The 20,744-nt window shown below is 64.2% G+C and carries 19 protein-coding genes; 7 read left to right on the top strand and 12 right to left on the bottom strand.

Annotated features, from left to right (window positions below; genetic code table 11):
• Positions 1–44: 44 nt before the first annotated feature.
• Positions 45–557 (bottom strand): YqaA family protein, encoded by a 513-nt coding sequence (locus tag RBA40_RS06565; RefSeq protein WP_306646926.1) that lies wholly within the window; start codon positions 555–557, stop codon positions 45–47.
• 193 nt (positions 558–750) lie between these two features.
• On the opposite strand from RBA40_RS06565, the gene ilvA reads away from it, so the two are divergent.
• From ilvA to rapZ, 5 genes are all read left to right on the top strand, one after another.
• Complete coding sequence (gene ilvA, locus RBA40_RS06560) at positions 751–2,286, top strand: threonine ammonia-lyase, biosynthetic (RefSeq protein ID WP_306646925.1); 1,536 nt, start codon at positions 751–753, stop codon at positions 2,284–2,286.
• A gap of 91 nt (positions 2,287–2,377) precedes the next feature.
• Entirely contained in the window at positions 2,378–3,208 is an 831-nt protein-coding gene (queF, locus tag RBA40_RS06555) for an NADPH-dependent 7-cyano-7-deazaguanine reductase QueF (protein ID WP_306646923.1), read from the top strand.
• A gap of 438 nt (positions 3,209–3,646) precedes the next feature.
• Entirely contained in the window at positions 3,647–4,129 is a 483-nt protein-coding gene (locus RBA40_RS06550) for a PTS sugar transporter subunit IIA (protein ID WP_099873918.1), read from the top strand.
• A gap of 51 nt (positions 4,130–4,180) precedes the next feature.
• The gene (hprK, locus tag RBA40_RS06545) at positions 4,181–5,116 is read left to right on the top strand and encodes an HPr(Ser) kinase/phosphatase (RefSeq protein WP_099873917.1); all 936 of its coding nucleotides are present in this window, start codon (positions 4,181–4,183) and stop codon (positions 5,114–5,116) included.
• Positions 5,117–5,229: 113 nt separating this feature from the next.
• Positions 5,230–6,093, top strand: a complete 864-nt coding sequence (rapZ, locus tag RBA40_RS06540; protein WP_054265936.1) for an RNase adapter RapZ — start codon at positions 5,230–5,232, stop codon at positions 6,091–6,093.
• 9 nt (positions 6,094–6,102) lie between these two features.
• Here the strand turns inward: rapZ and RBA40_RS06535 are convergent, their stop codons facing one another.
• The 5 genes from RBA40_RS06535 to hpf form a co-directional block, all read right to left on the bottom strand.
• Positions 6,103–8,208, bottom strand: a complete 2,106-nt coding sequence (locus tag RBA40_RS06535; protein ID WP_306646921.1) for a TonB-dependent receptor plug domain-containing protein — start codon at positions 8,206–8,208, stop codon at positions 6,103–6,105.
• An 88-nt stretch (positions 8,209–8,296) separates the two neighbouring features.
• Positions 8,297–9,820 (bottom strand): M56 family metallopeptidase, encoded by a 1,524-nt coding sequence (locus tag RBA40_RS06530; RefSeq protein ID WP_306646919.1) that lies wholly within the window; start codon positions 9,818–9,820, stop codon positions 8,297–8,299.
• A 2-nt stretch (positions 9,821–9,822) separates the two neighbouring features.
• Entirely contained in the window at positions 9,823–10,200 is a 378-nt protein-coding gene (locus tag RBA40_RS06525) for a BlaI/MecI/CopY family transcriptional regulator (RefSeq protein ID WP_306646917.1), read from the bottom strand.
• Between the two features lie 86 nt (positions 10,201–10,286).
• Entirely contained in the window at positions 10,287–11,372 is a 1,086-nt protein-coding gene (locus RBA40_RS06520; protein ID WP_306646915.1) for an enoyl-CoA hydratase/isomerase family protein, read from the bottom strand.
• A 99-nt stretch (positions 11,373–11,471) separates the two neighbouring features.
• Complete coding sequence (gene hpf / locus RBA40_RS06515) at positions 11,472–11,837, bottom strand: ribosome hibernation-promoting factor, HPF/YfiA family (protein ID WP_099873913.1); 366 nt, start codon at positions 11,835–11,837, stop codon at positions 11,472–11,474.
• 387 nt (positions 11,838–12,224) lie between these two features.
• On the opposite strand from hpf, the gene RBA40_RS06510 reads away from it, so the two are divergent.
• Entirely contained in the window at positions 12,225–13,565 is a 1,341-nt protein-coding gene (locus RBA40_RS06510; RefSeq protein ID WP_306646913.1) for a hypothetical protein, read from the top strand.
• 22 nt (positions 13,566–13,587) lie between these two features.
• On the opposite strand, the gene RBA40_RS06505 is transcribed toward RBA40_RS06510, so the two are convergent.
• The 6 genes from RBA40_RS06505 to RBA40_RS06480 are packed head-to-tail and all read right to left on the bottom strand — an operon-like array spanning position 13,588 to position 18,608.
• Positions 13,588–15,060, bottom strand: a complete 1,473-nt coding sequence (locus RBA40_RS06505; protein WP_306646911.1) for an RNA polymerase factor sigma-54 — start codon at positions 15,058–15,060, stop codon at positions 13,588–13,590.
• Positions 15,061–15,062: 2 nt separating this feature from the next.
• On the bottom strand, positions 15,063–15,818 hold the full coding sequence (gene lptB / locus RBA40_RS06500) for an LPS export ABC transporter ATP-binding protein (protein ID WP_306647140.1): 756 nt from the start codon (positions 15,816–15,818) through the stop codon (positions 15,063–15,065).
• Entirely contained in the window at positions 15,818–16,426 is a 609-nt protein-coding gene (lptA, locus tag RBA40_RS06495; protein WP_306646910.1) for a lipopolysaccharide transport periplasmic protein LptA, read from the bottom strand. Before lptA ends, lptB begins: the two co-directional genes overlap by 1 nt.
• Positions 16,423–17,046, bottom strand: coding sequence for an LPS export ABC transporter periplasmic protein LptC (gene lptC, locus RBA40_RS06490; RefSeq protein WP_306646909.1), 624 nt, complete (start codon positions 17,044–17,046; stop codon positions 16,423–16,425). Before lptC ends, lptA begins: the two co-directional genes overlap by 4 nt.
• 21 nt (positions 17,047–17,067) lie before the next feature.
• The gene (locus RBA40_RS06485; RefSeq protein ID WP_306646907.1) at positions 17,068–17,610 is read right to left on the bottom strand and encodes a KdsC family phosphatase; all 543 of its coding nucleotides are present in this window, start codon (positions 17,608–17,610) and stop codon (positions 17,068–17,070) included.
• Positions 17,610–18,608, bottom strand: coding sequence for a KpsF/GutQ family sugar-phosphate isomerase (locus tag RBA40_RS06480; protein WP_306646905.1), 999 nt, complete (start codon positions 18,606–18,608; stop codon positions 17,610–17,612). The genes RBA40_RS06485 and RBA40_RS06480 overlap by 1 nt, the downstream gene beginning before the upstream one ends.
• Positions 18,609–18,738: 130 nt before the next feature.
• On the opposite strand from RBA40_RS06480, the gene RBA40_RS06475 reads away from it, so the two are divergent.
• Positions 18,739–20,724 (top strand): monovalent cation:proton antiporter family protein, encoded by a 1,986-nt coding sequence (locus RBA40_RS06475; protein WP_306646903.1) that lies wholly within the window; start codon positions 18,739–18,741, stop codon positions 20,722–20,724.
• Positions 20,725–20,744 lie beyond the last annotated feature (20 nt).

The following is a 20,744-nucleotide window of genomic DNA, read 5'->3' as shown; positions in this document are numbered from 1 at the left end:
ACGTCGTTCCCGCGCCAAGGCGGCACTCGGCGGGAACGACGGGGTCAAAAAAACATGTGCCAGAAATTGGACAAGGTCTCGCCGAGCCCCTTCCAGAAGCTGTCCGGCACATACAGCAGCGCGGTGGTCATGGTCAGGTAGCGCATGAATTTGCCGATCGCCATATAGCCGAGACTCGGCCAGAACGGCAAATGCAGCCACCCGCCCAGCGTGCACAGCGGATCGCCAATCCCGGGCACCCACGACAGCAGCATGGTTTTGGCGCCGTAGCGCGCCAGCCAGGCGAACCAGCGCGATTTGCGCTCTTTCGCAAAGGCGACCTTGGCGCGGTAGCCGATGAAGTAGTCGAGCGCCCCGCCCAGGGTGTTGCCCAGGGTCGCCACCAGGATGGCGGGCCAGAACATGGCCGGATTGGCCTTGATGACGGCGAACACGGCCGGCTCGGACCCGAGCGGCACCAAGGTGGCCGAGACGAATGCAATCACGAAGACCGAGCTGAGCCCGACCGCGGGAGCGGCCAGCAATTTGAGCAGCCAGAGGACAGCGGATTCGATCATGGAGGCACTTTGATGACTGCTGAAGCCGTCCATTATAATGAGGAAAAATTATTGCACCGACACGATACGCCGAGCCCGCCATCCGGAACCGCGCATCGCACTGCAAGCCTCGGTCATCCGCCGACAACACAGTCCAGCGTCAACAGCATCGCGTTCCGGATTTTCCGGCCCAGAATCACTTTGTTTGCAGACTATGACTATCGACTACCTCAAGAAAATCCTGACCGCACGCGTCTATGACGTCGCCACCGAAACGCCGCTCGAATTGGCGCCGATCCTGTCGCAGCGCATGGAGAACCGCATTTACTTCAAGCGCGAAGACATGCAGAGCGTGTTCAGTTTCAAGCTGCGGGGCGCGTACAACAAGATGGCCAACCTGGCCCCCGCGCAGCTCAAGCGCGGCGTGATCTGCGCCTCGGCCGGCAATCACGCGCAGGGCGTGGCCCTGTCGGCGGCCAAGACGGGCTGCCGCGCGGTGATCGTCATGCCGACCACCACGCCGAGCGTGAAAATCGATGCGGTCAAGGCTTTCGGCGGCGCCAATGTGGAAGTGATTCTGCATGGCGACTCGTACACCGACGCCTATAACTTCGCACTCACGCTCGAAAAAGAACAGAAGCTCGCCTTTGTGCACCCGTTCGACGATCCGGACGTCATTGCCGGCCAGGGCACGGTGGGCATGGAGATTTTGCGCCAGCATTCGGGCCCGATCCATGCGATCTTCGTCGCCATTGGCGGCGGGGGCCTGATCGGCGGGGTGGCGGCGTACGTCAAGCAGATCCGCCCGGACATCAAGATCATCGGCGTGCAGTCGACCGATTCGGACGCGATGGCGCGCAGCCTGAAAGCCGGCCAGCGCGTGACCCTGCCCGATGTGGGCCTGTTCGCCGACGGCACCGCGGTGCGCCTGGTGGGCGAAGAAACGTTCCGCCTGGCGCAGCAGTACGTGGACGAGATCATCCTGGTCGATACCGATGCGATCTGCGCGGCGATCAAGGACGTGTTCCAGGATACGCGCTCGATCCTGGAGCCATCCGGCGCGCTGGCGGTGGCCGGCGCCAAGGCCTACATCGAGCGTTCGGCGATGAGCAAGAACCCGGTGCGCGGCGAGACGCTGGTGGCCATTGCCTGCGGCGCGAACATGAACTTCGACCGCCTGCGTTTCGTGGCCGAACGCGCGGAGCTGGGCGAAGCGCGCGAGGCGGTGTTCGCGGTGACCATTCCCGAGCAGCGCGGCAGCTTCAAGCGCTTTTGCGCGCTGATCGGGCCGCGCAATGTGACCGAATTTAACTACCGCGTCAGCGACGCGGCCCAGGCGCACGTGTTCGTGGGCGTGCAGATCGCCAGCCGCGGCGAGTCCGGCGTGCTGGCCCGGACCTTCGAGCAGAGCGGCTTCAAGACGCTCGATCTGACGCACGACGAGCTGGCCAAGCTGCACATCCGCCATTTGGTCGGAGGCAAGAGTGCGTTGGCCCATGACGAACTGCTGTATCGTTTCGAATTCCCCGAGCGTCCGGGCGCGCTGATGCGCTTCCTGGACAGCATGGCGCCGAACTGGAATATCTCGCTGTTCCATTACCGCAATCAAGGCGGCGATGTCGGTCGCATTCTGGTGGGGCTGCAAGTGCCGGTCGAGGAAATGGAGCAGTTCCGCCTGTTCCTCACCACGCTCGGATACCGTCACTGGGATGAGAGTGCCAATCCGGTGTATAAGATGTTTTTGGGGTGATGCCAATACCCTCGCTGACCTGATCGCCGTCGATCCCGCCGAGTGCCGCCTTGGCGCGGGAGCGACGGTGCTTGAATTTGACTGAATCGATATGACCAACACCGCCGATCTATCCCCCCTGGGCAAAACCTCCGCCTATCAAACCCAATACGCGCCGGACCTGCTGTTTCCGATCGCGCGCCAGGGCAAGCGCGATGAACTCCAGCTCACCGGCACCCTGCCCTTCTTCGGCGTCGATATCTGGAACGCCTACGAAATCTCCTGGCTGAACATGCGCGGCAAACCCCAGGTGGCGATCGCCACGATCACGGTGCCGGCCGATTCCCCTAACATCGTCGAATCGAAATCGTTCAAGCTGTATTTGAATTCGTTCAACCAGACGCGCCTGTCCAACAGCGATGCCTTGCTGGCCCTGCTGCGCGAAGACCTGGCGGGCGGCTTCGGCGCGCCGGTCCACATCACCCTGATCGAGCCGCACGCCTTCGACACCGTCAAAATGGGCGAACTCGACGGCATGCTGCTGGACCGCCTCGACGTCGAGATCGACAACTACTCGCCCTCGCCCGCCCTGCTCACGGCCGCGACGGACGGCGCGCCGGTCGAGGAAAAGCTGGTCTCGCACCTGCTCAAATCGAACTGCCTGGTCACCGGCCAGCCGGACTGGGCCAGCGTGCAGATTCATTACGTGGGCCCGCAGATCGAACAGGGAGGCTTGCTGAAATACCTGATCGGATTTCGTGAGCACAATGAATTCCACGAACAATGTGTGGAGCGCATTTTTACCGACATCCTGCGCCAGTGCGCGCCGCAAAAACTGGCGGTGTACGCCCGCTATACCCGCCGTGGCGGGCTCGACATCAATCCATGGCGCAGCAACTTCAGCTCGGGCCGTCCGCCCAATCTGCGCACGGCGCGCCAATGACGTTTGAGGCAGCGCAAGGGGCCCGCTTTCCCCCTGCGCGCACGCTTGACGGCATTGCCATGCGGGAATACCTTGATCGGTAAGGGAACGACTGTGCTTTTCGGGCGACAGACAATGGCCACCAACTTTATAATTAAACAACAGACGCGGGGGCAGAAGTCGCGCTGAAAAAACGGGCAGCAAGCACAGGAAAAATGGCGAACTGCGTTAAGGACCAGCATTTGTGTGCAAAATCCTCAATTTCATGGCGGAAATTCAAATTTTCCTCCACCCGGCCCGAGGGCATGATGTTCGGCTTGTATGAATCGCTATTCAACTTGCGAAATGTCAATGCAGACTTGACATGAATCGACGACGAATTCCGATTACACAGCCGGAAAACAGGCCTATAATTCTGGCTCGCAAGCACCCTTGTGCATCGCACCAATACTCAGCGTTATGACAAACCTTAGCAAAATTTTATCGCTCGAGAACGTGTTGCTCGATCTCGAAGTTTCCAGCAAGAAGCGCGCTTTCGAGCAAGCTGGGCTGATCTTCGAGAACAACTGCGGAATTGCCCGCTCGACCGTTTCGGACAACCTGTTTGCGCGCGAGCGCCTCGGCTCGACCGGGCTCGGCCATGGAGTGGCGGTGCCGCACGGCCGCATCAAGGGCAGCAAGAGCCTCAAGTCGCCCCTGGCCGCTTTCGTGCGCCTGCTCGAACCGATTCCGTTCGAGTCGCCCGACGGCCAGCCGGTCAACCTGCTGTTCTTCCTGCTCATTCCCGACCACGTGACCCAGCAGCACCTTGAGATTTTGTCCGAGATCGCCGAGATGTTTTCCGACGACGGTTTCCGCACAGCGCTGGCGACCGATCCCGACCCGAAATCGGTTCACTCGCGCATCATCAATTGGCAACCAAGCCTGCAAGCACTGGGTTAAACTTCAGGATGCCGGGCGCGTTGGCGCCCTCACTTTTCTGAAGACCCGTTCATGCTGCAAACTCCGCTGACCATTCAACGGCTGTACGACGACAATCGCGAAAGTCTGCAGCTGGGCTGGTTCGCCGGCTTTCCGGGCGGCGAACGCCTCATTTCGGGCGACGTCGCTTCCGCCGCCGACCAGGTCGGCCACCTGAACCTGATCCATCCGGGCCGCATCCAGGTATTCGGGCATCAGGAACTGACGTATTACCACCGCCTTAAATCCGGCTCGCGCAGCCACGTGATCGGCGAGCTCATTGCCGGCGGGCCGCCGGCGCTGATCATCGCGCAGGGGCTCGATACGCCGCCCGACATTCTGGCCATCTGCGACGAGCAGAATATTCCCTTGTTTTCCACCCCGCTGCCGGCTGCGCAGGTGATCGACTTCCTGCGCGTGTACCTGTCCAAGAAGCTCGCGCAGCGCATCATCATGCATGGCGTGTTCATGGACGTGCTGGGCGTGGGCGTGCTCATTACCGGCGACTCCGGCCTGGGCAAGAGCGAGCTGGGACTGGAACTCATTTCGCGCAGCCACGGCCTGGTGGCAGACGATGCGGTGGAGTTTTCTCGCATCGCCCCGAACATGATCGAAGGACGCTGTCCGGCGCTGCTGCAAAATCTGCTGGAAGTGCGCGGCCTGGGACTGCTCGATATCAAGGCGATCTTTGGCGAGACGGCCGTGCGGCGCAAGATGCGCTTGAAGCTGATCGTCCATCTCGTGCGCCGCAGCGCGCTGGAAGAAGAAGTCGAGCGCTTGCCGTTTTTGTTTCCGACCGAAGATGTATTAGGACTGCCGATTCGCAAAGTGGTGATTCCCGTCGCCGCCGGCCGCAACATCGCGGTACTGCTCGAAGCGGCCGTGCGCAATACGATTCTTCAACTGCGCGGCATCGACACCTTACAAGAATTCATGGAGCGCCAGCGCCTGGCGATGAGCAGCGATTAAACCTAGCTGTACGCACAGGTAGCCCCCGGGACCGTTGTAAAATCCCTGTTGCCTCTTGAGAATCATGCATAGTGCCTAAGCAAACCCCACCCGCTTGGGGTATCATCGGACCTATGCGCATCGTACTCATCACAGGTATTTCCGGATCGGGCAAATCGGTCGCCCTCAACGTCCTTGAAGACGCAGGCTACTACTGCGTCGACAACCTTCCGCCAGCCTTGTTACCGAGTCTGATCGACGCGCTGATCGCCGACGGCACCGCCTGCGCCGCCGTCGCGGTCGATGCGCGCAGCGCCCAGTCGCTGGTCGAACTGCCCACCAACATCCGTTTGCTGAAAGACCAGGGCCACGACATCAAGGTCATGTTCCTGACCTCGAACACGCACTCGCTGGTGGCCCGCTTTTCCGAAACGCGGCGCAGCCATCCGCTGTCGCACCAGTTGCGCCCCGACGAAAATCCGGCCTCGCGCCGCACCCTGATCGAATGCATTCTCGAAGAGCGCGAGCGCCTCTCCGCCATCGAGCAGCTTGGCCACGTGATCGACACGTCCGACCTGTCGGCCAACAAGCTGCGCGCGTGGATCAAGGAACTGGTCGAGATCGAGCGCGCGCCGCTCACGCTCTTCTTCGAGTCGTTCGCCTTCAAGCTGGGCGTGCCGCTCGATGCCGACTTCGTGTTCGACGTGCGCGCCCTGCCCAATCCCTATTACGACCTGACCTTGCGCCCCCTCACCGGCATGGACGCGCCGGTGATCGCTTTTCTCGACGCCCAGCCCAGCGCGGCCGAGCTGCTGGAAGATATCCGCGCCTTCGTCGAGAAGTGGCTTCCGTCGTTCAAGACCGACAACCGCAGCTACCTGACCGTGGCGCTGGGCTGCACGGGCGGGCAGCATCGCTCGGTGTACATGGCTGAGCGCCTCGCCGCTTACTTCAGCCCGACCGAACGGGTCGTGCTCAGGCACCGCGAACAATCCTGATCCGCCGGCTCATTTGGGCCGTTCAATATCATGCTCGAACGTGATGCGCAGCGCCGCGCCTGGCGTCAGTTCGCGCCTGGTGGAGCGCATGGCGCCGGCGCTGCCATGGTCCGATTGCGATACGTTTGAACGCCGCAGCACATTGGTCAGCCCCACCCGCAAGCGCGTCTGCTTGCCCGCTCCCCACAAGGCATACATATCGAGCAAGCGCGTGCCGCCGTTCGATTCGCTCCATACGGGCGAATAGCGCGTCACCGCGCCGCGCGCATACGTGAAGCTCGCTCCCACCGTCAGCGCGGCGCGCACATCGATGCCAAGGCTGGCCGTGAGCGGCGCCTGCTCCGCCAGCCGGTTGTGCGGCCCCTGGACCTTGTCGATGCGCGACCAGTTGCGCGCCACGTTGCCGTTGAAGGCCGCGCGCGCAAAACCGGGCAGCGGCAGCTTCGCTTCCAGCGCAATGCCGCGCGCGCGCGCCCTACCCTGGTTGGCCGGCGTCGATACCCAGTCCGCGCCATCCTGGAACAGCCGCGTGACCGTCACGTCGTCAATGCGGCGCACGTAGGCGCTGGCGGCCAGCAAGCCATCCTTGCCGACCTGGCGGTCGTAGCCCACATCGACGCCCCAGGCTTTTTCGGGCCGCAGCGCGGGATTGCCCTGGCTATGCGGATTGGTGGCGCTGTTGTTGTTGTCGACCGTATAGCGGCGGGGAATCAGGCTACCCATGGTGGGCGCCTTGTAGGTTCGGGCCAGCCCGGCGCGCAGCTGATGGCCGGCGGCCGGCTTGTACAGTGCCTGCAGCACCGGCGCGGGGATCACGCTGCGCTGGCGCACCGCCGCCACCCCGGCTTCGGCCACCGAGGTGCGCAGCGTTTCCCAACGCAGCCCGGCCGAGAGCGACCACGCGGGGCTGATCTCCCAGCCATCCTGCGCGAACACGCCAAGCCGGTCGATGATGCCGTGATAGCGGTGATCGGTCAGCAGCGGCGCCTGGTCGAAGCTATCGCGCTCGTTGGCCACGCGGGCCTGGCTGCGCGTGGTGTGCGCGCCATCCCAGCCGGCGGTGAGCGTGTGGCCGCCACCCATGGGCCGGGTCCAGGTGGCGCCCGCGTGGTAGCCGCCTTCGCGCAGGTCGGACGTGACCAGGTTGAGCGCGGGCGCGCGCTGCCCGTCGACTATGTCGCCGAACTCGAAATCGCTCTTGCGCCGGCTGCGGTGAATGCCGCTTCTGGCATCGATGCGCGCACCCTCGCCCAGACTGCGCGTCCACTCCAGATCGGCGCGCAGCCAGGTTGCCGTCATGTCGAACACCGCCGCGCGCTGCGGATGCAGGGTCGGCGTGCCGACCAGCGTGGTCTCCTTGGCCCATGCGTCGGTCGCGCGCCAGCTGTTGCTCAGAAAAGCCTGCAAGCCGAGCGTGTCGCCATTGGCGAGCTTCCAGTTGGCGCGCGGGGACAGGCTCACCAGGCGCGTGGTGTTGTCTTCGTTCAGGCGCGTTTCACGGCGCAGGCCAGGCGCCGTTTCTTCCTCGCGCGATGGGGCGGGTACGGGCGAATACGACAGGCTCACCGGAACCGAATACGAAAACCCATCGTCCTTGCCGCTCAATTCTCCGCCCAGGCTGGGCGAGCGCCGGCCATGCCGCGTGTCCACCCCCGCCTTGACGGTGGCGCGCAGGCGCGTGGCCGACTTGCGCAGCACGATGTTGACGCTGCCGGCGATGGCCTGCATGCTCGTCGCCGCCGACGCGCCGCGCGCAATCTCGACCCGTTCGATCAGTTCCGGCGCCAGCGATTCGAGCGAGAAGCCGGCCGGCGCGGCCACGCCGTTGAGCAGCACCTGGGTGTAGCCGTTGCCCAGGCCGCGCAGGCGGATATCGCTGGTGCGCCCGCCGCCGTCGCCGATGGTGATGCCGGGGACACGCTTGAGGGCGTCGCCGAGCGAACGGTCGCCGTGGCGTATCAGCTCTTCGCGCCCGACCACCAGGCTGGCGGCGGTTTCCTCGCGGCGCTGGTCGTAGCGGACGCCCGCGATCTCGATTTTGGGAACGACGTCGCCGGCCAGCGCAGGTAGGGATAAAGCCAGCGCGCAGGCGCAGGCATACGGACGGATCTGCATGGGTTTCCTTCAATGATGTACAGGGACGAGCGCAGTCCCGCGGCGCTGCTGCGCCGCACGGGGAACCGCGCTTGACCGGAGGGGATGGTTAGGGTTTGGCGGGACGCTTGCGCAGCGCCTGGGAGGTTGCGTAGGCGTCGAGGGACGTCAGCATCTGCTGCGGATCGATGCGCTCGCCGTTGCGAAAGGCTTCCAGATGCAGGTGGGGACCGGTGACCTTGCCGGTTTCGCCGGCCAGGCCAATCATGTCGCCGGCGCGCACCACCTGGCCCGGCCGCACCGAGCGCACGCTCAGGTGGGCGTACAGCGAACGCACGCCGTTGGCGTGTTCGATCAGGACCACGTCGCCGTACTGCGGCCCGCCCTCGTACTGCGCGCTTGAGGTGACAACGGTGCCGCTTGCCGCTGCCAATACCGGCGTGCCGGTGCGCGCGGCGAAGTCGATGCCGTGATGGCCGCCTTCCAGGTTCTTGCGCGCGGCGCCGTAAAAACTGGTGACGCGCACGCGGTCGAGCGGCATCTGCCACTGCTGTGGCGCGCTGGCGACGGTGGCCGATGCCGCTGGCGCAGTCGATTCCGGCGCGCGCCAGGCAAACGCCGGCTGCAGGAACAGGCTCGCGCCCAGCACCGACACCAGCGCGCCGGCCACCGCGGCCTTGCCCGGCAAGCCAGGCGCGCGCAATCCCTGCTCGCGGATCAGGCTCACCCTGGCGCGCAGCGAAGCGGCGTTCCCGTGGCCGAAGGCGATGCTGGCGGCAGGCGCGCCAAAGCTGTGCTGCTGCACCTTGAGCTGGGCCACCAGGGCGGCCGCATACTGCTTGCGCTGCTGGGTGGGACGGCCGGCCAGCACGGCGCGGTCGCAACCCAGTTCCTGCGCCCAGTTCAGGCGCCGGGTCAACACCGCCAGCAGGGGATTGAACCAGAACAGCGTTTGCAGCAGCATGCCCGTATGCAGCCACAAGGGATCGCGGCGCTGCCAATGAGTCAGTTCGTGAGCCACGATCAGGCGCTGCTGCTCGTCGCTGAAGCTGCGCAGATGGCGCGGCAGCAGCAGGTGCGGCCGTGCGAGACCGGTCAGCATGGGCGAGATGGCGGCATCCGTTTCGGACACGCGCAGGCCGCGCCGCAACAGCGCAGCCACCGGCTCGGCGCCAAATCCCGCGTGCTGCGCCAGCGCCGCGGTGTCGAGCGGGCGCGCACTGGCCAGCAAGGCGCGCAGGCCGCGCTGCGCATGCATCCAGCGCGCCCCGGCGGCCAGCAGGCCGGCCGCGTACAGCGCCAGCCAGGCTTGCGCGAGCAGTTCGATGGCGTCGATATCGTCCTCGGCGCCATCGGCCTCGCCGGCGCCGGAGTACTGCAGCGGCGCCGGGGCTGAGGCCACGGCGCGTTCGATCTCGATGGCCGGCAGCACGCTGTAGCTGGCGCTGTGCGGCAGCAGCGCCAGCAAAAAGGCGCACGCGATGGCCGCCTGCGACCAGAGCCACACCGAGCGGTGCCCGGCCAGCACCGGCCACACGCGCGTCGCGAGCGAGAGCAGCGCCAGGATGATGGCGGCCGCGATGCCGCAGGTGATGCTCGCTTTGAGGAAGGGAAAGGCGATTGCGTTAAACATGCTCACTCCTTCGCGTCCGGCCAGTCTTGCAGCATCTGTTCGAGTTCCGCGAGTTCCTGCTGGTCGACCAGTTTACTGCCGGTGAACATATTGACGGGCAGCGGCGCATCGATTTCCATCACGCGGCGCCCGAAGTCGCGCGCAAAGGCGGCCAGGGTCGTCACCTTGTCGAGCTGTGCGCGGTAGACCTGCACGCCATGCTGCGCGTGCTGCGACACCATCTGCTTGTCGAGCATGCGTTCGAGCGTCTTGCGGGTCGAGGAAAACGACCAGTCCAGTTCCGCGACGGCGCGCTCGTGCAGTTCGCGCGCACTCAGGGGCTGGTCTTTCCAGAGGACTTTGAGCAGGCTGAGTTCTGAAACCGAGGGAATGGCTGACATGACGATGCTCCACATTGTGACTGATGGGACAAGTATGCGACATTTGTCACATAAGGTCAAGCGCCAACCCGGCGGCGCGCCTTACATCAATCCAGATGGCGCAGCGGATGCGCCGCCGCCGGCCACACCGGCGCGAAGAAGCGCTCGACCATCTGGGCGTCGACCTGATCGAGGCTGGCCGGATTCCATTTGGGCGCGTTGTCCTTGTCGATGACGAGCGCGCGCACGCCTTCGAGCACTTCGCCGTGCCCGAAATTGTGGCGCACCACGGTGCGTTCCATGCGCAGGCAATCGGCGACATCCAGCGACGCGCCGCGCAGCAGCAGTTCGCGCGTCACGCACATCATCAGCGGGGAGCGCTGGCGCATCGCGGCCAGGGCTTTTTGCGCGAACTCGCCGTCGTCGCCTTCGAGCGACGCCATGATGGCCGCGACCGAAGCGGCGCCGAAATGGCGGTCGATTCCATCGCGCTGCGCGGCCAGGGTCGATGCGCCCGCATCAGCGGAAAACGGCGCCGCAAACGCCTCGATGGCCGCGCGCAGCTGCGCGCCCGGGGTGGCCTCGATCAGTTCCCTGAGCGCGCCCATGTGCGCCTGCGGCACGAACAGATCGGCCAGCCCGACATACAGGGCGTCGGCCGCGCCAATGGTCAGGCCGCTCAAGCCCAGGTAATGCCCCAGCTGCCCCGGCGCGCGCGACAGAAAATAGCTGCCGCCCACATCCGGAAACAGGCCGATATTCACCTCGGGCATGGCCATCTTGGTTTTTTCGGTGACGATGCGGATGCGGCACTCGGGACCACCCTGGGCAATGCCCATGCCGCCGCCCATCACCACGCCGTCCATCAGCGCGATATACGGCTTGGGGTAAAAATGAATCAGGTGATTGAGCGCGTATTCTTCGGTGAAAAAATCTTCCAGCAGCGCGCTGCCGCCCATCGGCGTGGCATGGCCGCAGTCGTGGAAAAAGCGGATATCGCCGCCCGCGCACAGCGCTTTCTCGCTGCTGCTGCCAATGACCACGGCATCGATGGCGGGGTCGTTACGCCATGCGCTCAACACCTCGGCCAGGTCGCGCACCATCGCCAGCGACAGCGAATTGAGGGCCTTGGGGCGGTCGAGGATAATCATGCCGGTACGGTTGGCAACGCGGGTCTGGACGAATTCGCTCATGGCTGGCCGGTAGAAGAGGAAAAAATGCGCTATTTTAGCGCGCATGGATGCAAAAAGGGCGCCACGCGGGCGCCCTTTGGCGAAAGGGACGGGGCCTGCTTATGCGGCCGACGGCGTCTCTTCTTCAGGCATCTCTTCAGGCATGTGCTTGATGGCCTGGTGATTATGGTCCTGGACCTTGCTCTTGTACTTCATGACCTGACGATCCAGTTTGTCGATCAGGGTATCGATGGCGGCGTAAAGATCGTGCGACAGGCTTTCCACATACACGGTTTTGCCCGACAGGCGCAGGTTGATCTCGGCCTTTTGACGTTTTTCTTTTTCCGTCAGATTGTCGACGGTGAGGATGACAGCAATATCGATCACTTGATCGAAATGGCGCCTTACGCGCTCAAGCTTGCTCTGTACGTATTCACGGATGGCTGGCGTTACTTCAAGATGATGTCCACTGATTGTGAGATTCATACACACACTCCTAATGATAATGGCACTTCTTGTTACTATCGTTCGTACGCATGGCAGCGCAGAGGAACAGCGTTATTACAGCACGGACGAGGTGATCCTGTACGCCCGCAAAATTGCCAATCGATTAATGGGTTTAATGGTATTCAACTCCTTCATTTTTGTACCCGAGCAACTTTCTCTCGTGTAGAACCAAGTGTATCAGTTATTTGGCATAGCACAAGGTAAGCACAAAGAAGCCAGGAATCAAGGGGAAATAGCCGGTATATTCTCTGCGGTATATCCTCGTAATACCGGCAGGATCGGAAAGTAGCAGGTGTGTAGACTAATATATATAAGACAACGGTCTTCACCTACAATCGCTTCCCCGCCCCTTTCCCGAATACCGATATGTTCAAGCGATCCGCCTTTACCTCCCTGCTGCGCCTGGCCCTGGCCGGCGCCCTGTGCAACGCCGCGCCGGCCTTTGCCGCCCTCAGTTTCGACCTGAGCGTGGCCACCAAATACGCGGTGGCGTCGCACGGCAACAACCCGCCGCCGGACGAGATCAAGCAGTACAAGGTGGTCCTGGGCGAACACTATCTGTCGGTGAGCAGCGCGAGCGAATCGACGATCTACGACCTGGCAACGCGGCGCCGCTACCAGATCGACCTGGCCAATCGTCGCTATGTCGACTACTCGCTGTTCGACGAAGCCGGCTTTCGCGTCCAGGAACTGAAGAACCGGTCGGTGCTGAACCGGGCGCTAAGCGTGGCCAAGGTCGACGTGCCGGCGTTCGACCCGGTCTTCGACGAACATGAGCTCTCGGTCGCGTCGGCGGTGCGCAAGCTGTCCGAATCGACCGAGGCTGGGGCCACCGTGCTGGCGGTCGACGGCAATCCGCTGGCGCGCATTCCGGCCGGCGGCACCAGCATCGGTGCCGGCGACGCGGCCAAGTTCGAGCGCATGATGCGCTACCGTTTCGGCGGCCACCCGCTGGTGCTGGCGCGCCTGGCGAGCGAAAAGCGCGTGCCGGCCGGCTTTGTGATGCATCACAAGCAGGTCGGCCACAGCCAGACGCGCACCTACACGGTCAGCGCGCTCAAGCAAAGCGCCCCCGCCAGCTACGACCTCAAGCCGTACAAGCCACGGGCGGCAGCGGCTGACGAACTCGATCAGCTGCTCGACAAGGCGCAGGCGAATGCCGCCCCGCCAACGGCGGCAGCCAGGCAAGCCTTCGAGACCGAGATCGCGCAAGCGTTCGCCGACAAGCGTGCATTCGACGCCATGCTCGGCATGTCCGAATTGGCGTTTGTCGGCGGCGAACAGATGAAAATGCCGACCCCGGAGCAGAAGGTGCTGCTCAACGCCGACCCGCAAGTGCGCGCGTTCGCGGCGGCGATACGGCCCAAGGGGAAGGCGGAGATGGAGGCGGCGCTCGCCAAGCTGCAGGAACTGCGCAAGCTCACCACACACAAGCAGCACATGCTGGCGCTGTTTGAAGCAAATTGGCGCGCCAAGCTGGGCGACGTGCGCGGCGCGCTCCCGCTGTACGCCAGCGTGTTGCGCGCCAATCCGGCGCTGGCCGGGGCCTACAAGGATATGGGCGATGCGCTGTTCCTGAGCTACGACATGCCGCGCGCCTGGCGCAGCTGGGATGCGGGCCGGCGCATGGCGCCGGGGCTGGAACAGTTCAAGGCGGTGAACCAGTACGAGCAGGTGCTGCTGCGCGAGCACCCGGAGTTTTTCTAGGCGCCGCGCAGCCCTGGGCAGGCTAGAGGCACTTGCGCAGGGCGACCGGCGGAATCTTGAGCGCTTCGCGGTACTTGGCGACCGTGCGGCGCGCGATCACCATGCCCTGCTCGCCCAGCATGTCGGCGATCTTGCTGTCCGACAGAGGGCTCTTGGGATCCTCGGCGCTGGTCAGCTGCACGATCAGCGCGCGGATCGCCGTCGATGACGCTTCGCCGCCCGCTTCGGTAGCCACGTGGCTGCCGAAAAAATATTTGAGCTCGAACATGCCGTGCGGCGTCATCATGTACTTTTGCGTGGTCACGCGCGAGATCGTACTTTCGTGCAGGCCGAGCGTGTCGGCGATCTCACGCAGCACCAGCGGGCGCATCGCCACCGCACCGTGCGAGAAGAAATTGCGCTGGCGTTCGACAATCGCTTCGGCCACCCGCAAGATGGTATCGAAACGCTGGCGCATGTTCTTGATCAGCCACTTGGCTTCCTGCAGCTGCGCGCCCATCTGCCCTTCACCCTTGCCTTGCTTGAGCAGCGCGGCGTACATGCTGTTCACGCGCAGGCGCGGCATGACATCGTTATTGAGCATCACCGACCAGCCGTTTTTCGCCTTGCGCACGATCACGTCCGGCACCACGTAGTCCGACACGTCCGACGCGAACTCCGCGCCCGGATGCGGATTGCATTGGCGGATCACGGTCTGCGCCTCGCGCAAGTCCTCATCGTCGCAGTCGAGCGCCTTTTTCAGCTTGTTGAATTCACGCTGCGCGAACCAGGTCAGGTGGTTTTCCACAATCGTCAGCGCCATGCGCCGCGTGACCAGCGCCACGCCCGGCATGCGCCGGATCTGCAGCGCCAGGCATTCGGACGCATTGCGCGCCCCCACCCCAACCGGATCGAAACTTTGCAGCAGCGCCAGTGCGGTGCGCAGTTCTTCGATCTCGATCTCCAGCTCGGGCGGCATGCGCTCGTGGATTTCTTCCAGCGTTTCGGTCAGGTAGCCGTTGTCGTCGATGGCGTCGACGATCAGTTCGACCAGCGCGCGGTCGCGCGCCTCCAGCACGGTCACGCGCATCTGCTCCATCAGGTGCTCGCGCAAGGTGGTGGCGGAGGCTTCCAGCTGCGGGCGCGAATCCTCGTCGTCGGACGTCTTGGCGCGACCGAGGTCGCCCCACTCGCCATCGTTGTCGCTGCTGGCCGGGCTGTCCGTCTCGCCGCCTTCGAAGCCCTCGCCTTCGCTTGGTGCCGGCGCGTCCTGGGCACCCGGCTCGGGCGCCGCTTCGGTCGGGGTCGACGTGCTGCTGATGGCGCCATCGCCCAGCAGGCGCACCGAGTGATCGAGCGGGTCGTCGAGCCGTTCGAGCAGCGGATTGTCGCTCAGCAGCTGCTCCAGCTCCTGGTGCAGTTCCAGGGTCGACAACTGCAGCAGCCGGATCGACTGCTGCAGCTGGGGCGTGAGGGCGAGGTGCTGTGAGGTACGTAGTTGAAGGGACTGTTTCATGCCTACATCCGGAAGTGTTCGCCCAGGTAGACCCGGCGCACGGATTCATCGGCGATGATGTCGTCGGGTCGACCGGAGGCGAGCACCGCACCCTGGTTGATGATGTAGGCACGGTCGCAGATGCCCAGCGTTTCGCGCACGTTGTGGTCGGTGATCAGGACCCCGATGCCGCGCTGCTTGAGGAAGCGCACGATGCGCTGGATCTCGATGACCGCAATCGGGTCGACCCCGGCGAACGGTTCGTCGAGCAGCACGAAGCGCGGATTGGTCGCCAGCGCGCGCGCGATCTCGACCCGGCGCCGCTCGCCGCCCGACAGCGACATGGCCTGGTTCTCGCGCAGTTTTTCAATTTGCAGGTCGGCCAGCAGGGTGTCGAGGCGCTCGTTGATCTGGGCCTTGGTCAGCGCCTTGCCATCGACCTTCTGCAGTTCCAGCACGGCGCGGATGTTTTCTTCCACCGTCAGCTTGCGGAACACCGACGCTTCCTGTGGCAGATACGACAGGCCGAGCGCGGCGCGGCGGTGAATCGGCAGGCTCGAAATATCGACTCCGCTGATATCGATCGTGCCCGCGTCCGACGGCACCAGGCCGACGATCATGTAGAACGAGGTGGTCTTGCCGGCGCCGTTGGGTCCGAGCAGGCCGACCACTTCGCCGCAATCGACCTGCAGCGACACATCGCGTACGACCAGGCGCTTGCCATAGCTTTTCTGCAGCCCGCGCACGATCAGCGTACTGCCGCAATTCTTCGCTTCCATCATTGGGTTCCCGCCGCTGGCGTGGTGACCGGCGCTGGCGCCGGTGCTGGTGCTCCCGGCGGCGTGCCCGGTGCGGCGCGCGGCTTGCGCGGCGCGATGATCATGGTGCCGCGACCCTGGCCCGGCTTGTTGGTGCCGCTGGCGTCGTTACGCGCCAGGAAAACTTCCTTGCGGCTGTCGTAGGAAATGAATTCGCTCTCGATTTCGTTGGTCGGCTTCTGGCCTTCCAGCTGGCGGATCTTGGCGCCCGAGAAAAGCTTCATCATGTCGTTGCGTTCATCGTATTCGATGCGCTGGGCCTGCCCTTCGACCCACAGGTCGGGGCCGCCGTCGCGTTTCTGGCGGAACGTGGCGGCCTTGCCGGGGCTGGCGGTCAGCGTCACGAACATGTCGCCTTCCGGCGTGTGCTTGACGACGGCGCGGTCGGACTTGAGGATCAGGGTGCCCTTGGTGACGACCACGTCCCCCGTGAATATCGTCACCTGGGTTACTTCGTTGGTTTCAAGTGAACCGTAATCGATCACCGCCTTTTTGGTGGCATCGGCCTTTTCGGCGGACGCGGTCACCGCGGCCAGTCCGAGCAAAGCGAAGGCTAGAAATTTTTTCATTGTGGTTTACCTGTGATGGGTGGCGCTGCGCGCGCCGCTTTCGGTGGATACACGATCTGCCCGCGGCTGGCGAACTTGAGCTCGCGCGTCGCGTTGTTCGCCTCCATGCCGGTCCCGGTGATGGTGGCAGTGCCCAGCGTGACCTGGACCGGCTGGTCCGACGTCATGCGGTCTTCGTCGATAAAAACGGTCAGCGCTTCGGTCTTGAGCTGCATGGCGCGGTTGGTGGGCGACTCGGGCCGCACCACGTTGACATTGCCGATCAGGTCCGCCTGGTTCTGGGCGTGGCGGATGCGCGCGCGCTGCGAGGTGATGGTCGTGACCGGCTGACCGGGCGCGACGCCCTGCAGCACCGGCAATTCGACATCCGAGGAATCGTCGATCGGGCGGTGCGTGAGCTTGGCGCCGGAGACCAGGTAGCGCGGCTTGCCCTCGGGCGTCATGCGCACGAAGCTGAATTGTTCGACGATGTAGTCGGGTTCATTCTTGAAACTGTTCGGATCGACCGAGGTGTCGCCGTTTTGCGCCAGCTGCACCAGCCAGAAGGTGCCGAAGGCGAAAAAGGTCCCGACCACCATGGTTGCGGTCAGACGCCAGCGGTGTGCGGTGCGCTTATGCATGGTCGTTCCTTGTCGTTTGCATCAGGCGAAGTACGGCGCCAGGGCCGTCTCGTAGGTGCCCTGCGCGCGCATGACCATGTCGCACACTTCGCGCACTGCGCCGCGCCCGCCGCCGGCCTTGGTGACGTAATGGGCGCGATACTGCACTTCCGGGTGCCCGGTCGGCACGGTGACGGCAAAGCCGACCTGCAGCAGCAGCGGCAGGTCGATCACGTCGTCGCCGATGTAGCCGCACTGCGCGGCCGTGACGCCCGTCGCTTCGAGCAGCTTGGCAAAGGCGATGCGCTTGTCGTGGATGCCCTGGTGGACATGCATGATGCCCAGGTCGGCCGCGCGCCGCACCACGATCGGCGACTGGCGCGCGCTGATGATGGCGGTGGCCACGCCGCTCTTTTGCAGCAGCTGGATGCCCAGGCCGTCGAGCACATTGAAGGTCTTGGTCGCTTCGCCATCGGGGCCGTAGGTCAGGCTGCCGTCGGTCAGCACGCCGTCGACGTCGAAAATCATGACCTTGACGGCGGCGGCGCGGCGCAGGTGGTCGAGCTGGTTTGCTGGTTGAGTCATCAGATCACCTTCGCGCGGGTCAGGTCGTGGATATGCAGGGCGCCCACCAGCTTGCCGTCGGTGTCGACCACCAGCATCTGGTTGATGCGGAATTCTTCCATGATGGCGACGGCATCGACCGCCAGCTGGTCAGGGCCGACGCGGCGCGGATCGGCGTGCATCACGTCGCGGATCGTGATCCTGGTGAAGTCCTGCACGCGCTCGATGAGCCGGCGCAGGTCGCCGTCGGTAAATACGCCGACCGGGCGCTGGGCCTCGTCGACGATGGCGGTCATGCCCATGCCCTTCTGGGTGATTTCGAGCAGGGCCACCGACAGCGACACGTCGGCGCTCACCTTCGGCACCGCCTCGCCGCTGCGCATGACGTCGCGCACGTGGGTCAGCAGGCGCCGGCCCAGCGCGCCGCCCGGATGCGAGCGGGCGAAGTCTTCTTCCTTGAAGCCGTGCGCGTCGAGCAGGGCCACGGCCAGCGCGTCGCCCAGCGCCAGGGTCACGGTGGTGCTGGCGGTCGGCGCCAGGTTGAGCGGACAGGCTTCCTTGGCCACGGAGACATCGAGGTGCACATCGGCCAGCAGCGCCAGGCTCGATTGCGGATTGCCGGTCATGGCGATCAGCGGGGCGCCCATGCGCTTGATGATCGGCAGGATCGACATCAGTTCGGCCGTCTCGCCGGAGTTCGAAATGGCGATGAAGGCATCCTGCGCGGTGACCATGCCAAGGTCGCCGTGCGCCGCTTCGCCCGGGTGGACGAACATGGCCGGGGTGCCGGTCGACGCCAGGGTGGCGGCGATCTTGCGCGCGATATGGCCCGACTTGCCCATGCCGGAGACAACCACCCGCCCGCCGCATTCCATCAGCAGGCCGACGGCCTGGCCGACGCTGTCGTCGGTTTCCAGGCGCGCGTGCAGGGCGCGGATGGCGTCCGCTTCGATTTCGAGCGTCTCGCGGGCCAGTTGCATGGCGCGTTGCGTGAGGTTTTTGTCAAAAGCTTTCAGCATTGTTTTTTCATGGGTTACACTCATGGCAGAAGTATAAACGAATTGCGAAAGCAAAAAACTTGCCAGACGCAGAAATCGTGTTCACCCCGTGTTTTCGCCCGGCCTTTACCCTTCCTTTACACGGCACCGCATGTTTTCAGGACTAGAACTTACCCTCCTTCTGTTAGGCAGCGCCGTACTAGGCGTGGTCGCTTTCCGCATGATGCACCTGCCGCCGATGCTAGGCTACCTGGCTGTCGGCATCCTGATCGGCCCGCACGCGCTGGGCCTGGCCGAAAACAGCAAGACCACCGAAACGCTGGCCGAATTCGGGGTGGTGTTCCTGATGTTTTCGATCGGGCTGGAGTTTTCCCTGTCGCAGCTGATGGCGATGCGGCGCATCGTGTTCGGCCTCGGTATGGCCCAGGTGGTGCTGACGATTGTCGCCACCATGCTGTTCGGGTGGCTGCTCTCGACCCAGTTGCCGGCGTCGCTGAAAATCACCTGGCAGGCCGCCTTTGCGCTGGGCGGCGCGCTGGCCATGTCGTCGACCGCCATCGTGGTCAAGATGCTGACCGAACGGCTCGAACTCGAAAGCCAGCATGGCCGCAAGATCATCGGCATCCTGCTGTTCCAGGATCTGGCCGTGGTGCCGCTGCTCATTCTCATTCCTTCGCTCGGCAAGCCTCCCGAGGAACTGGCCGAAACGCTGGCCTGGGCCGGCCTGAAAGCGGTGATCGTGCTGGTGCTGCTGCTGTTCATCGGCCAGAAGATCATGCGCAAGTGGTTTGCCGTCGTCGTCAAGCGCCGCTCGCAGGAGCTGTTCATGCTCAACCTGCTGCTCATCACCCTGGGCGCGGCCTGGATCACCGAGCACGCCGGCCTGTCGCTGGCCCTGGGCGCCTTCGTGGCCGGCATGCTGATCTCCGAGACCCAGTACAAGCACCAGGTGGAAGAAGACATCAAGCCGTTTCGCGATGTGCTGCTTGGGCTGTTCTTCATCACCGTCGGCATGCTGCTCAATGTCGGCCTGGTGCTGGAAAACTGGTGGCTGGTGCTGCTCCTGCTGGTGCTGCCGGTACTGCTCAAGTTCGCGCTGATCGCGGTGCTGGCCAAGCTGTTCGGCGCATCCGACGGCGTATCGATGCGCACCGGCCTGGCGCTGGCGCAGGCGGGCGAATTCGGCTTCGTGCTGCTCAACCTGACCTCCGGCGCGCGCCTGATCGATGACTTCATCATCCAGCTGGTGCTCGCCTCGATGGTGCTGTCAATGCTGGTGGCGCCCTTCATCATCGCCAAGTCGGACCAGATCGTGATGAAGGTCTCGTCCAACGAATGGATGATGCAGTCGCTCCAGCTCACGCAAATCGCCAGCCGCACCATGTCGACCCAGAAGCACGTCATCATCGCCGGCTTCGGGCGCAGCGGCCAGACTCTGGCGACCTTGCTGACCGAAGAAAAAGTGGCCTATCAGGCGCTCGACCTGGACCCGGAACGGGTGGCGGAAGCGCAGGCGGCGGGCGCGCATGTGTCGTACGGCGACGCGGCGCGCCGCGAAAGCCTGGTGGCGGCCGGTATTTACCGCGCCAGCGCGCTGGTGATCACGTATGCCAGCACGCCCTCGGCGATCAAGGTGCTGCACCTGGTGCACGAGCTGGCGCCGACCTTGCCGGTGATCGTGCGCAGCTATGACGATACCGATCTCGATGTGCTGAAAAAAGCCGGCGCGGCGGAAGTGGTGCCGGAAGCGCTGGAGGGCAGCCTGATGCTCGCCTCGCACGCGCTGGTGATGATGGGCGTGCCGCTGCGGCGCGTGGTGCACCGGGTACAGAGCGCGCGCGACGAGCGTTACGCCTCGCTGCGCGGGTATTTTCATGGCAGCGGCGACGTCAGCGACGATCCCGAGCATTTATTCGTGCGGCTGCACTCGGTGACCCTGCGCGAGGATGCCGCCTCGGTCGGCAAGCGCATCGACCAGCTGGAGCTGGCCGAACTGGGAGCCGACGTGACCACGGTGCGGCGCGGGAAAGAGCGGCTCGATGTAACGCCGCTGACGCAGCTGGAAGTGGGCGATGTGGTGGTGCTGCGCGGGTCGGCCGATGCGGTGAACCGGGCGGAGGAGCGCTTGCTGCATTAGAAGCCCGTCGTTCCCGCCGA

It is taken from the genome of Massilia pseudoviolaceinigra, assembly GCF_030846505.1.
In the GTDB taxonomy this organism is placed as follows: domain Bacteria; phylum Pseudomonadota; class Gammaproteobacteria; order Burkholderiales; family Burkholderiaceae_D; genus Telluria_A; species Telluria_A violaceinigra.
This window is presented reverse-complemented; position numbering and strand designations above follow the sequence as displayed.

Bases quoted from the DNA above. Each gene is read 5' to 3' on its own strand.
- RBA40_RS06565 (WP_306646926.1), bottom strand. From the start codon at position 557: ATGATCGAATCCGCTGTCCTCTGGCTGCTCAAATTGCTGGCCGCTCCC.
- ilvA (WP_306646925.1), top strand. From the start codon at position 751: ATGACTATCGACTACCTCAAGAAAATCCTGACCGCACGCGTCTATGAC.
- queF (WP_306646923.1), top strand. From the start codon at position 2,378: ATGACCAACACCGCCGATCTATCCCCCCTGGGCAAAACCTCCGCCTAT.
- RBA40_RS06550 (WP_099873918.1), top strand. From the start codon at position 3,647: ATGACAAACCTTAGCAAAATTTTATCGCTCGAGAACGTGTTGCTCGAT.
- hprK (WP_099873917.1), top strand. From the start codon at position 4,181: ATGCTGCAAACTCCGCTGACCATTCAACGGCTGTACGACGACAATCGC.
- rapZ (WP_054265936.1), top strand. From the start codon at position 5,230: ATGCGCATCGTACTCATCACAGGTATTTCCGGATCGGGCAAATCGGTC.
- RBA40_RS06535 (WP_306646921.1), bottom strand. From the start codon at position 8,208: ATGCAGATCCGTCCGTATGCCTGCGCCTGCGCGCTGGCTTTATCCCTA.
- RBA40_RS06530 (WP_306646919.1), bottom strand. From the start codon at position 9,820: ATGTTTAACGCAATCGCCTTTCCCTTCCTCAAAGCGAGCATCACCTGC.
- RBA40_RS06525 (WP_306646917.1), bottom strand. From the start codon at position 10,200: ATGTCAGCCATTCCCTCGGTTTCAGAACTCAGCCTGCTCAAAGTCCTC.
- RBA40_RS06520 (WP_306646915.1), bottom strand. From the start codon at position 11,372: ATGAGCGAATTCGTCCAGACCCGCGTTGCCAACCGTACCGGCATGATT.
- hpf (WP_099873913.1), bottom strand. From the start codon at position 11,837: ATGAATCTCACAATCAGTGGACATCATCTTGAAGTAACGCCAGCCATC.
- RBA40_RS06510 (WP_306646913.1), top strand. From the start codon at position 12,225: ATGTTCAAGCGATCCGCCTTTACCTCCCTGCTGCGCCTGGCCCTGGCC.
- RBA40_RS06505 (WP_306646911.1), bottom strand. From the start codon at position 15,060: ATGAAACAGTCCCTTCAACTACGTACCTCACAGCACCTCGCCCTCACG.
- lptB (WP_306647140.1), bottom strand. From the start codon at position 15,818: ATGGAAGCGAAGAATTGCGGCAGTACGCTGATCGTGCGCGGGCTGCAG.
- lptA (WP_306646910.1), bottom strand. From the start codon at position 16,426: ATGAAAAAATTTCTAGCCTTCGCTTTGCTCGGACTGGCCGCGGTGACC.
- lptC (WP_306646909.1), bottom strand. From the start codon at position 17,046: ATGCATAAGCGCACCGCACACCGCTGGCGTCTGACCGCAACCATGGTG.
- RBA40_RS06485 (WP_306646907.1), bottom strand. From the start codon at position 17,610: ATGACTCAACCAGCAAACCAGCTCGACCACCTGCGCCGCGCCGCCGCC.
- RBA40_RS06480 (WP_306646905.1), bottom strand. From the start codon at position 18,608: ATGCTGAAAGCTTTTGACAAAAACCTCACGCAACGCGCCATGCAACTG.
- RBA40_RS06475 (WP_306646903.1), top strand. From the start codon at position 18,739: ATGTTTTCAGGACTAGAACTTACCCTCCTTCTGTTAGGCAGCGCCGTA.